Consider the following 12,906-nt stretch of genomic DNA (forward strand, 5'->3'; position numbering starts at 1 on the left):
CTATCCGGCGCATCTGCGCCCTGCTCAACATCAACAACTCACTCATCAGCACCACCTCCTTCAGTGTCGCCATTGAATCACAAAAATACCGCGGTGGGAATCCCTTTAATAGGTCCTGATCCTAGATTACCGTCGCCTACGTTAAGGATAGCCTTGATCTGCAAATTACCGATCTATAGCATTTTCAACCCCTGTCAGTTCTTGTGTGCCTCCGCTGCTAGGCGGAAATCTTTGGGCCGCAATCCGTAGCGATTCAACTTGTCGTAAAGCGTTTTGCGGGGTGTGCCCAGTGTTTGTTCGAGAAGTTGGATGTTCCCTTCAACAGCCTGTAACGCATTCTCAATTACAGTTCGTTCGAACTCTGCAACCATCAGGTGGAGCGGGCGGCCATCCGTTGCAAGCGGCGCCTTCTCGTTTGGCAGGTTGAGACCAATCGCCCACGATTGTGCAAATGCTTCGAGTTCGCGAACGTTGCCCGTCCACTCATGGGTCTGCAAATGTTGCCAGACATCGCCGGTGACCTCGCGATGCGACAACCCGAGCCCGGTTTCCTGCCGGGTAAGAAAATACTGAAACAGAGGGGCTATGTCTTCACGCCGGTTCGCTAAAGGAGCCATCATCAGCCTGACCGCGCTGAGCCGTTCATGGAACATGCTTCTGTCGGTGTCGGGATGATCAGACTGGGTGCACAACTGCCGGGTGATCACGACCGACAGGTTCAGCTTACGCGAACGCTCGGCTCCGGCAGGCAAAATCGAACGAGTGCCTAGGACCGACAGCAGCCGGGCTTGCAAGGATGGACTGGCAGTTTCGATTTCGTCTAATAATAATGTCCCGCCGTTAGCGCGCTCGATTAGCCCGGTTCGCGACAGGCCGCCACGGGCCGGTTCCCGTCCGAACAGCAACAGATCGACGTCCTCATGTGTGAGCGTTCCTGCATCGACGGTAACGAACGGGCGACTGTGGCGAGGGCCAAGTTCATGGATCAATCTTGCTACGAACGTCTTGCCGGTACCGGCCTCTCCCTCAACTACGACATCGACCTCGGTCTGGGCAACAGCCGAGAGCATGGCGCGCAGCCGCACGGCGAATTCCGATGGTCCGATAAACCCGTTTTGCGCCTGCTGCTTTAGGGCATTGCGAAGCCTTCGGTTTTCCAACACGAGCCGGCGTCTTTCTGCAGCAACAGTGATAGCACGTATCAGTGCAGCCGACGAATATGGCTTGGTAAGGAAATCCGCAGCGCCGCCCTTCATCACTGCTACTGCCATTTCCACGTCGCCGTGGCCGGTGGTGATGATTATTGGCAGATCGGGATCCTGTTCCTGCAGTTGCGCAAACAGCGCGAGACCATCCATCCCAGGTAGGCGCACGTCGCTCACCACAACACCGGGAAAGTCGTTCGGTAATGCACGCAGCGCGCTGACCGCATCGCTAAACAACGCAACCTCGATGCCTTCCAATTGTAACGCTTGCGCGACAGCCGGACCGAGGGCGTCGTCGTCTTCGACCAGAACGACGTTGATAGGGTTGCGTTCAGTCATGCGCCAGGGATCAACATTGTGAAGCGCGTGCCGTCTGCCACTGGTTCTTCTATTAAATCTCCGTCAAGCCCACGCATGATGTCTTGTGAAATTACGAGACCTAGGCCCAGCCCTTCAGGCTTGGTCGTAACGAACGGCTGGAAGAGGCTGGCGCGTTGATCCGCTGTCAAACCGCAACCGTTATCGGTGACTGATAGTTTTCGAAACTTGCCCGTTTCTATAATGTCGATGTAAACCCGACCCTCTTGCCCAGTTGCATCGAAGGCGTTCTGCAAAAGGTTGATGAGCACCTGCTCGAGCGCAACATGCTCACCCCGAACTATCAGGTCGAGGGCAGCCTCCGGTGGCAAGGAAAGTTCAATATCAAGTTGCGTCACCCGGTCCCGCAGCAGCAATAGTGCACCATCGATCACTTGGCGCAAGGGGACATCGCGAGGTTCACGTTGGCCCCGGCGGCTGAATCGGCGCAGTTCGTCGGTTATGGTGCCGATTCTGTCGGCCAGGGCGGTTATTCTAGCAAAGTTGGGGATGGCCTCGGCATGGACTCCGCGTTCGCCCAGCCGTTCGCCGGTCTCCGCGAGTATCCGAATAGCGGCAACCGGCTGGCGAATTTCATGTCCGACACCGGCTGTAATCTGTCCAAGCGTCGCAAGCCGGTTCGCCTGTTGAAGCTGTTCGCGCAAACGCCCCGTCCGTTCGTTGACAAGGGCTTCTGCGCGGGCTTCACGTCTGCGAACGCCGAAGACTGCAAGCGCGGCGATGGCAGCGGTGAGCACCAGCAACAGAAGAAACAGCAAACGGCCGTTCGCTTTTGCTGCCGCCAGCGAAGTTGAAGTATCCGACAGCAAATGCAGGTTCCAATTAAGCGATGGAACTTGTTGGAGGCTTTCAATCACGGCAGGGGTGAGCGTCGACGCGCTGCTCCTTCGGGGGTCGAAGCGCGGCAGCTTCGCCTTACCAAATTGGCGCAGGTCCTGCTGTGCATCGCGTTTTCCGGGTGCAATCGGCTTTGTAGTATTAAAACGCCAAGCCGGATTGCTAGTGACCAGGATCACGCCATCAGCATCTGTTACATATACCCCGGACGTGGCCTTGGCCCAGCTGGCTTCGAGCGGGTTGAACTCTACCTTGATTGCCACCACCCCAACCGTGCCAGAAGCGGCATCGACTCGACGGGCGATATACAGGCCTGGTCGGCGACTGACCGTGCCGAGCGCAAACTCGGTTGCTACGCCTGAAGCCTTCGCATTCACAAAGTAGCGTCGGAAGCTATAGGCCGAACCGACAAAACTGTCTGGTCGGTTCCAATTGCTTGCTGCCAGCGTCATGCCGTCGCGGTTCATCAGGTAGATAACCGCAGCACCTGACTGTTTGGCAATTTGTTCAAGGCGCTGGTTGAGTCCGTTTTGCTGCGCACGGTCGCCTACCATCAGCGATTGAACCTGGGGGTCGCGTGCCAACACCAGCGGGACCAGACTGAATTTGTCCAACTCACTTTCCAACCCGGCTGCAAGGATTGCCGCTTCGTTGTCGGCCGCATTTTCTGCTTCATCAATTGCCGAAGCCTTCATGGTTCGATCGATCGCTAGCAAACCCAACGCGGCAAGCAGGAGGATTCCTATCGCGGTTATGCCAGCGAGGTATCGGCGGCCAGGCTGCGATGGTGAAGGCGTCTTGCCGGTCAGATTCATAAATTGTCTATCGCCCGACACAAAGGCAGCACGTCCCATGGAGCGAAAATCGATAACTGCATTGGCAAGTCTGGGAGAAATGGCAACGGGTGCAGCCCTTCATAATTACGTAAAGTCATCCACGTCGGGCCCCGCCCTCGGAGTGTCTGACGACAAATCTCATTCGCAGACTATGTCCGGAAATCCGCATTTATAGCAAGAATTTTGTCTGGAATATCAGAATTATTTCATATCAAATAACGTTATGTATCTGTTTTTATTATGTTACATCAAATTGGCATTATTGGTTGCAAGTGGATGGGTGCGCCTTATCCTGACACGGAACCGGGCACCCAAGTCCGGAAGAGGGGAAGAATTAATGCAGGCGATAACGCCGACCATCGGTGGAAATGACAAGCCAGTTAAGCTATCGTTCTATCGTCAACTATATGTCCAGGTGTTAGCTGCCATCTTCCTAGGTGCGCTTTTAGGGCATCTTTATCCTGACGTTGGGTCGGCATTAAAGCCGCTGGGTGACGGCTTCATCAAGCTGGTGAAGATGATCATCGCGCCGGTCATTTTTCTCACCGTCGCCACTGGCATCGCAGGAATGCGGAACCTGTCAACTGTTGGGCGCGTCGCGGGAAAGGCATTCGCCTATTTCCTGTTTTTCTCCACTCTTGCGCTGATCATCGGTCTTGTTGTTGGCAATATTGTGCAGCCCGGTGCAGGCCTTAATATTGATCCAGCTACCCTCGATGCCAGCAAAGTTCAGGGTTACGCAAAAACATCCGAAGGCCAAACGATAGCTGGCTTTCTGCTGAACATAATTCCCGAAACTTTGTTCAGCGCGATGACCGATGGCAACATATTACAGGTACTTCTCGTCGCAATTTTGACAGGGTTGGCGCTTTCTGCCACCCGCCCGCACAGCGACCTTGTGTTTGACGTCATCGTCTCGTTTAACGCGGTGGTCTTCAAACTCGTTCACATGCTGATGAAACTGGCTCCGATCGGCGCATTCGGAGCGATTGCGTTTACCATTGGTGAATTTGGCATAAAATCGTTAGCCAACCTCGCCGCATTGGTAGCCACCTTCTATCTTACGTCGCTGTTCTTCGTGATCGTCGTGCTTGGCGCCGTCGCCTATTTTGCAGGCTTCTCCATCTTCAAGATGATCCGTTACCTGCGCGAGGAACTGCTGTTGGTACTTGGTACGTCGTCGTCGGAAGCAGCGCTCCCCAGTTTAATGGAGAAACTGGAAATCGCCGGTGCGCGGAAATCAGTGGTCGGCCTTGTAGTTCCAACGGGCTATTCATTTAATCTCGACGGCACCAATATCTATATGACCTTGGCGGCGCTGTTCATTGCGCAGGCCGTGGGCATTGATTTGTCGCTGTCCGAGCAATTTGCGTTGGTACTGGTTGCCATGATCAGCTCAAAAGGGGCGGCGGGTGTTACGGGTGCAGGGTTTGTAATTCTTGCGACAACGCTATCGGTCGTGCCGTCTGTACCGGTCGCAGGCATGGCGCTGATACTGGGTATTGATCGGTTCATGAGCGAATGCCGCGCGCTGACTAACTTCATCGGAAACGCCGTGGCAACGATTGTCGTCGCGCGATGGGAAGGCGCGCTTGATACCGAGCGTTTGGCGGCCGCGATGGCTGGTACACCAATGCCGTTGCCCGAAGAAGATCTAGAACGACATGAACGCAGCGGACCGCGCAGCGAAGCATTGGCAGAGGCATTGGGCAAGCCGTCATGATCGCGCGACGCACCTTGCTACAAAACCTTGCCGCGCTGTCGGCTGTTGGCGCCCTACAATTGGGCAGCATCATGCCTGCGTTTGCTGAAGAGCGCGAAGAAATTCTGTTGTGGCCCGGCAAGCCGCCCGGCCAGGGTGGGGTGACGGGTCCGGAAAAGGTCGGCGAAGCGGGCGCAGGATTGGGTGCACTGTCAAATATCTCGGTGCCCCGTATGCGCGTCTATCGACCGGAAAAGACAAACGGAGCGGCTGTTGTCGTGTGCGGCGGCGGCGGGTATTTCCGTATTCAGTTGAGGAAGGAAAGCACGCCGATTGCCCTTTGGCTGCAAGCGCGCGGTTTTACAGTGTTCGAATTGCTTTACCGCCTGCCGAACGATGGCTGGGATGCTTCCGTACCGTTCATGGATGCGCAACGGGCAATGCGGATCGTGCGCACAAGAGCACCAGAGTTCGGCATCGATCCAAAGCAAATCGGCATTATGGGTTTTTCTGCAGGCGGGCACCTCGCTGGGTTTACTGCACTGCAGCCGCAACGACAGCTTTATGCCGGGTCGGACAAATATGAGAAAGTCAGCGCCAGACCTGATTTCTCGGTACTGCTGTTCCCAGTCGTGTCTCTCCGGAAGCCCTATGATACAACGCGCACCCGGCGTGAAATAATTGGCGAAACACCCAGCGCAGAAGCAGAGAATGCCTGGTCGCTCGACACTTATGCCAGCGCTGATGCTCCGCCGACAATAATCTTTGCATCAGCGGACGATAAAACTGCTCCGCCGGGGCATGGCATCATGCTGTTTGAAAAGCTCAACGCTGCCGGTGCGTCAGCAGAGTTGCATATGTTTCGCGACGGCGGCCATGGCTGGGGTCTTGGCCGTCCGGAACAGGTCTTGAGCCAATGGCCAGAAATGTTCATAAAGTGGTTTGATTCAAGAAAAATAATACAAAACAAGCAGGGAGAATAATGATGGGGACCAAGATAATAGGTAAGCTGGCGTTGTTCAGCACAACTGCGTTGATGACCGCAAATATGGCGTATGCGCAAGATGCGGCGACCGTAGCGACCGAGGAGGCCGAAGCATCAATCGTCGTAACCGGCTCACGGATTCAAGGCGCGCAGATCAACGATGTTCTTCCTGTCACCGTTCTTGACGAGCAGCAGATTGAGAATACCGGCGCATCGTCAGGCGACGAATTGTTCCGTTCACTTCCGCAGAATGGAAGCATCGCGTTCAACGAACAAAACGCCACCACCCAGAACAACGTCCGCGGGGATGTCGGGTCGGTGAACCTGCGCGATTTGGGCACAGGAAATACATTGCTACTAATCAACGGCCGCCGGATGAACCTGCACCCCGGTTTTCAGACCGAGTTGCTGGTACCCGTAGTCAGTCCCGACACGAACGAGATTGCACCCGGCAGCGTTCGCCGGATTGAAGTCCTGCGCGACGGTGCTTCGGCCATCTATGGAGCCGATGCCGTCGCAGGCGTGATCAACACCGTGCTCAAGGGCAATTTGAAGGGCGGTTTCCTTGAAGGCGACTGGCGCGCGTCGGATGGAACCAGCCTGTATAGCTATTCCGTCAGCGGCGGATTGGGCTTTGATTTCGGCGGCGGACGGGGCAATTTGACCGTGTATGGCGGCCGTTTCCATGAAAACGGCTTGGGTTCGTTGGGCCGTGACTATTCGCGCGACGATGATCGCACGCGATTGCTCGTCGGAACCGATTTTGAAGGAGAGGCCTCTTTCAACAACCGCAACACTTTCGGGCCGTTCGGTCAATTCGATATTCAGACGTCACCCAACAGCCGGACACCGATAAACGACGACGACTTCTATTTGCAGCCAAGCACATTCACCGGTTGCCGCATGGATTTCCGCAACGGCATTTGTGCGCGTAACGGAGAAACGCCAACCACGGCGGTGCGTTATAACACCATATTCGGCAACTCGCTGATTAGCCGCAAGGACCGCTATAATGCGATGGCGCTGCTGAACTACGAATTGACGGACAGTGTCGAAGCGTATTTCGAAGGTAGCTATTATCGTTCGGAAAATCAGCGATTTAACGATGCATCGGCCATCTTGAGCGCCGTGCCTGTCGGCATTTCGCGTAATGCCTACTGGAACCCGTTTGGCCCAACCACGCTTGTTGGCGGCGGGGTCAACCCAAATCGTCTGCCTGGCACGACCATTCCGACAACCGGCGCTGATGTGATTATGGAGCGCTATCGCTTTGTCGATGGAGGCAACCGCAGCGTTTTGGTTGATAAGGATGCTTACCGTCTCGTCGCAGGTTTGCGCGGCAATTTCGGCGCGTGGGATTTTGACACCGGGTTCGTCTATTCCGAATCGAAGCTCACCGATCTTGAAACCAACCGCGTGTCGCTCACCGCGATGCAGCAATCGATCAACCGGACGACGTCCGATGCCTACAATCCGTTCAACGGCGGCTGCGTGGACGATCCTGGTCAAGGAGATTGTACGCCAAATCCGACGGCTGTGTTCGACACTTTCCGTATCGACGTGTCCCGCAAGGGCGGCACCAGCCTCGCACTGGCAGACTTCAAGGTCAGCCGTGACGACCTAATCGTACTCCCCGGCGGCAACGTTGGAGTTGCAACAGGTATCGAATGGCGTCGTGAGACCTTTTTCGATGATCGTGACCCCCGTCTCGACGGCACAATTACATTTACCGACAGCGTGACTGGCGTGTTCAACGGCAGCGACGTTGCGGGAACCAGCCCGTCACCCGACACAGATGGGTCGCGTACAGTTTATTCAGCCTTCGCCGAATTGTTCGTGCCTGTCGTCAGCGCAGACATGAATATTCCGCTGGTCGAAGAATTCAATGTGCAGATGGCCGGACGGGTCGAGCGGTTCGAAGATATTGACGCAACCGCGGCGGTCCCGCGCGTAGCCGCATCATGGACCACCATTCCAGGCGTCACATTCCGGGGTGCATGGTCGCAAGGTTTCCGTGCGCCAAATCTGGCGCAGGTCAATGATGACGGTACCACCCGGTCCAATACACGCGATGATTTCGTGGTTTGCCAGGCACAGGTCCGAAAAGGCCTCCTATCCAGCCTTGACGCCTGCCCCGGTGCCGGTGTCATCAGCTTCCGGTCGGGCGCTCGAAGCCTGAAGCCCGAAGATAGTGAAAGCATAAACCTGGGTATCGTGCTTGAGCCGAAGTTTATTCCCGGCCTGACACTGACCGCCGACTATTGGCGGGTAAAGCAAGCCGAGTTGGTTGGTACGTTCGGCGACGACAACGCAATTGCGCTTGATTTGCTCCGCCGTCTCGGTGGCAGCACCAATCCAAATGTTATCCGTGCTGCCCCGACCGTCGATGAAATAGCGTTGTTCACCGGTACTGGCCTTGCCCCGGCGGGCAAGATTGTTCAGGTGCTGGATCCGTACCTTAACCTTGATAGCCGCGTATCCAAGGGCTGGGACTTCGGGATGGCTTACAATGTGCCCGATTTCGGGGCAGGCAAGTTCCGCCTTCGCTTGAACGCGGCACGGCTAAACAGCTTCGTCCAGAGCGCGAGTGCTGACGGTGAGGAACTGCTCGCTGGAATTGCTTCCGGTAAACTACCAGCTGACGTCACGGTTGGCGGGCTGGGTGAATTGCTCGAAATCGACGGCCGTCCCAAATGGCGCGTCAGCGGATCGATCAATTGGGAAACCGGTCCAGTTGAGATCGGCCTGTTTGGCCAATATACTGGCAAGGTATGGGACACCAGTGTTGTCCGGGACATATTGTTGGTTTCAGATGATCCAAATGCCAACTTCTACCGGGTCAACGACCAGTTCCTTACCAACCTTTCGGTTTCTTACACGATCAAAAATGATGCCGGTCTTGACGGAACCCGGTTTCGATTTGCGATCAACAACCTGTTTGATAAGGCCCCGCCGCTTGCTGACGAAACCTATGGTTTCTACAGTGAGCTTTACACAGCGCGCGGGCGGGTCTTCCATTTCGAACTTCGCGAAAAGTTTTGATGTGATGCGGCGAGCAGGAACTTGGTTATTGCTCGCCGCATGGATTGGGATCGGGTCGGTTGCACAGGCGCAGCCACCCGCCACCCCAGCGTTATCTGGTTCCCAACCTATCCTGTCTGGTTGCCATACAGCGAAAGTTAGCGTTAAATTCGATTTTGAGGGCGCGTCCCGCTCTGTCTGTTATGTGGAGAGTGAACGGACGCTCTCAATTTTAGTGACACCCGAACACCTACCGCCAATTAACCCCAGCCCATGGTATGCCTTTCGCTACAGCGCGGCGGAAGGCGGGAATCTGACGGTGCATGTGCGTTACCTTGGCGCACGTCACCGTTATGCACCAAAATGGCGAGGACGTGGCGACCCTGCGGCGATTTCCGTCGTGGTTGCCAACGACGCCAGTTCGGTATCAATTACACTCCCGCCGGGCGAAGGTGTCATCAGTGGCCAGCCGCTTTTGACGAGTGCCCATTACGACAATGTACTTAGTCAGCTTACGGAAAGCGGCGGCGGCAGCCGGATTGTAATTGGTCAATCACATGATGGTCGACCCATCGAAGCCGTTCGTTTGGGCTCTACCGACGCTCCGCGCCTTGTGGTGCTGCTTGGCAGGCAGCATCCACCTGAAGTGTCGGGTGCCTTCGCAATGGACGCGTTTTCACTTAAGATTGCAGAATTGGTCCGTAACGGGTCCATAAACGGCAAAGAATTTCAGTTTCTGGTTGTGCCGTTACTCAATCCCGATGGAGTCGCGAGGGGGCACTGGCGGGGTAATCTAGGGGGGACGGACCTCAACCGCGACTGGGGAACGTTCAAGCAGCCGGAAACGCGCGCGGTAAATGATTGGCTGGCCTCGTTACCGCCACAAGTCAGGCCGGTTTTGATGCTCGATTTCCACTCCACCAACCGCAACCTTTTTTACGTGCAGGGTGATGAGGCAAATGCGCAAGGCAAGGCGTTCCTTGCTGCGTGGCTCGGGGGCAAGGAGAACGCCTTTGCAGGATATCCGTTCAAGATTGAGCCACGCGATGCCAATCCCGGCTCGGGCACGACAAAGAATTGGTTCAGCGCGAAATATGGTATTCCGGCCTATACCTACGAGGTCGGAGACAACTCCGACCCGGCAGCGGTGCGTGCTGCAGCGGAGGCGTTAGCTCAAAATTTGATACCATCTCTGGTTATGCCGCTTAAAGAGTGATGCACCCGCATATGTGCAGGGGCGCTGCTCAGTTCGATCCGGAGATTTTTTTAATGAGCCTTACCATCACCTATCGCGCAGCAGCGGTCCTTTCGTTCCTTGGGGCATCGTTCGCGGCCGCGCCAGTTATGGCAAAAGACTGCGCACCGCTTTCGGCCGGATCGTCGCAGATTGTTTTTTCCGGCTGGTCAGGGCCTAAACTGCCTGTCTTCGTGCACAAGCCGCAAACCGCTGGGGCCGATAGCCGTATCGTTTTCGTCATGCATGGCGTGCAACGTGACGGCGACCGTTATCGCGATGAATGGCGCGATCTCGCTGAAAAACACAATCTTATCGTGGTCGTTCCGACGTTTGGCAGAAAGGATTTTCCCACCACCGGTTCTTACAATCTTGGTAACATAGTCGATGAGAAGGGCCGAAAAACACCGAAGGCGAAATGGTCCTTCTCCGCGATCGAGCCTTTATTCGACAACATCGTTTGCCGCGTGTCTGGTGATCAACGGGGCTATGCGCTTTATGGTCATTCTGCCGGTGGGCAGTTCGTTCATCGCTATGTCGCCTTTGCCGATGCGCCCCGTATGGAAGCTGCAGTTGCCGCGAATTCTGGATGGTATACGATGCCCGACAATGGCGCTTTCCCATATGGCTGGGGCGGAGATGGGGCAGGACTGGTCGCGCCTGCAAAGGCGTTTCAGCGGCCGCTGACCATCCTGCTGGGCACCGAAGATATTGATCGCAACGATCCCAACCTGCGCATAAACGAAGAAGCAGATAAGCAGGGCCAAACGCGTTTCGATAGGGGGCATGGTTTCCTGACTGCTGCACGGAAGCAGGCAGGTCACGCAACGCCGCTCAACTGGAAGATCGCTTACGCACCGGACGTCGGGCACGACAATGGCCGCATGGCTCCGTTCGCCATCTCCCACCTTTTAGGCGCAACTGCCAGCGCACCATCGTCGCAGGTCGCAGTTAAGGCAGCTGCCGCTCTTGAAGAGTTACGGTCACGCAAGGACGTCACAGCGGCAATGGCCACGATAGTTGAGCTTGAGAGCGATTGGGCAATCCAGCGGCTCGTTGAACTAACCGAAATACCTGCCCCCCCGTTCTTAGAGGAAAAGCGCGGGCTGGCTTTTGCTCGCATGTTGCGTGAAATCGGTGGGCTCGACGTTCGAATTGACGCAGTTGGGAATGTAATCGCACGGCGCAAAGGCACTGGCGCAGGTCCTGCCTTCATGCTGGCTGCCCATCTCGATACCGTTTTTGCCAAAGACGTGGACGTGACGGTAAAACGGGACGGTGACCGTTTTACGGCCCCGGGCATTGGCGACAATTCACGCGGTCTGATATCGCTTTTATTGGTTGCACGTGCTCTGGAACGGCATGGCATTAACACCGAACGGGACATCCTGCTGGTCGGGACAGTCGGCGAGGAAGGCACCGGCGACTTACGCGGCATGCGCCATATCTTTGCGCAGCCCGACCACGGGATTGGCAGCGTGATTGCGATTGATGGCGGAGAGATGGGACGGCTAATCGACACAGCAGTTGGGTCAAACCGCTATCGGGTGATATTTACTGGTCCCGGCGGCCACAGCTATGGTGCATTTGGGACCGTCAATCCGCACCACGCCACGGCGCGGGCAATTGCCCGTTTTCTCGACCGCGCCGAACCCGTTACAGCCTTCGGTTCAAAGGCAACCTACTCGGTTGCATTGTTGGAAGGTGGCCTTGGCATCAACGTCATACCAACCGACAGCGCGTTCGAAATCGATCTGCGATCGTCGGACGCCAACCGTCTGGCTGCTCTAGATGCGATCCTGCGATCGGCAATTGGTGCAACGCTTGCCAGCGAGAATGCTGGTAAGAAACAAGGGGGGCTGTTGGCAGTCCAGATCAAGGATCTTGGAAAGCGCCCGGCAGGCACAAATGCGGCCGCCGCCCCGTTGGTCTCCAATGCTGAAGCGGCTCTTTCTTCTTTGGGCGTCGAACCTAGCCGAAACGCCTCATCCACCGATGCAAATCTGCCCATGTCGCTGGGCATTCCCAGCATAACCATTAGCCGTGGCGGCATCAGCGAGCGATCGCATTCTAATGAAGAATACTGGATTGCAAAGGACCCGCATCTTGGGCCGCAAGCAGCATTACTCATTAGTCTCCTTGAGGCTGGGGTCAGCAATGATATTGGCGATGCAAGATAGGTAATAAACGCCTAAAAAGAACCGCCAAGGCGCCCAAGCCATGCCAGTGCGGACTATGGCGGCTCGGTACCGGCACCCGGTCAGCGGAGAGCGGGACCGGCAAATAGAGAGCGAAAGGCATTTGTCTTTTATTGGGCACTTCTTATTTGGCCGTGAATGTTGACAAGTAGGCGCAAAGCTGGCCTGACTGTTTTCATTTTTTTCAGCGTTCTGATTGGAACGCCCACGCAAAAATCATGGAAATTCAGTGTTTAAGTCGGCCTTGGATGGGGCATGGCCGGTTTATGCGATTGGCACTGCATCCGTGTGCAGTTGAAACATCCAATAACTAACGTTCATTCTACCACCCCCCCAAACGTAACCATTCATCTGTTACCATATCAGACTTGCCGTGAACGACATGGTAGCTCCGATGCTGCGCTCCTGTTGCACAGGCGTGATTGGGCAAGATGCGAACGCGGTCGCCAATGGCAAGGTCCGGAAGCACACTCCTTGACCCCGGACGAAGCGTTACAATGCCGTGCTCTT

General features: G+C 55.8%; 7 protein-coding genes and 1 pseudogene. 5 read left to right on the forward strand and 3 right to left on the reverse strand.

What is annotated here, in order from left to right; genetic code table 11:
* Positions 1-194 precede the first annotated feature (194 nt).
* On the reverse strand, positions 195-1,544 hold the full coding sequence (locus tag ACIQ2T_RS08070) for a sigma-54-dependent transcriptional regulator (protein ID WP_397590365.1): 1,350 nt from the start codon (positions 1,542-1,544) through the stop codon (positions 195-197).
* Positions 1,541-3,235 carry an ATP-binding protein gene (locus ACIQ2T_RS08075; protein WP_397590366.1) on the reverse strand — a complete coding sequence of 565 codons (1,695 nt, stop codon included), beginning with the start codon at positions 3,233-3,235 and terminating at the stop codon, positions 1,541-1,543. The genes ACIQ2T_RS08070 and ACIQ2T_RS08075 overlap by 4 nt, the downstream gene beginning before the upstream one ends.
* 358 nt (positions 3,236-3,593) lie before the next feature.
* On the opposite strand from ACIQ2T_RS08075, the gene ACIQ2T_RS08080 reads away from it, so the two are divergent.
* The 5 genes from ACIQ2T_RS08080 (at position 3,594) to ACIQ2T_RS08100 (ending at position 12,378) form a co-directional block, all read left to right on the forward strand.
* Positions 3,594-4,979 carry a dicarboxylate/amino acid:cation symporter gene (locus ACIQ2T_RS08080; protein WP_397590367.1) on the forward strand — a complete coding sequence of 462 codons (1,386 nt, stop codon included), beginning with the start codon at positions 3,594-3,596 and terminating at the stop codon, positions 4,977-4,979.
* On the forward strand, positions 4,976-5,941 hold the full coding sequence (locus ACIQ2T_RS08085; protein ID WP_397590368.1) for an alpha/beta hydrolase: 966 nt from the start codon (positions 4,976-4,978) through the stop codon (positions 5,939-5,941). The genes ACIQ2T_RS08080 and ACIQ2T_RS08085 overlap by 4 nt, the downstream gene beginning before the upstream one ends.
* A complete protein-coding gene (locus ACIQ2T_RS08090) occupies positions 5,941-8,985 on the forward strand; it encodes a TonB-dependent receptor domain-containing protein (RefSeq protein WP_397590369.1) in 3,045 nt (1,014 codons plus the stop codon). Before ACIQ2T_RS08085 ends, ACIQ2T_RS08090 begins: the two co-directional genes overlap by 1 nt.
* Before the next feature lie 214 nt (positions 8,986-9,199).
* Entirely contained in the window at positions 9,200-10,180 is a 981-nt protein-coding gene (locus ACIQ2T_RS08095; RefSeq protein WP_315477920.1) for a M14 family metallopeptidase, read from the forward strand.
* A 53-nt stretch (positions 10,181-10,233) separates the two neighbouring features.
* Positions 10,234-12,378 carry a M20/M25/M40 family metallo-hydrolase gene (locus ACIQ2T_RS08100; protein WP_397590370.1) on the forward strand — a complete coding sequence of 715 codons (2,145 nt, stop codon included), beginning with the start codon at positions 10,234-10,236 and terminating at the stop codon, positions 12,376-12,378.
* A gap of 340 nt (positions 12,379-12,718) precedes the next feature.
* Here the strand turns inward: ACIQ2T_RS08100 and ACIQ2T_RS08105 are convergent.
* Positions 12,719-12,906, reverse strand: a pseudogene (locus ACIQ2T_RS08105) (DSD1 family PLP-dependent enzyme); the annotation flags it as partial.

Source organism: Sphingorhabdus sp. (assembly GCF_044357595.1).
In the GTDB taxonomy this organism is placed as follows: Bacteria; Pseudomonadota; Alphaproteobacteria; order Sphingomonadales; family Sphingomonadaceae; genus Sphingorhabdus_B.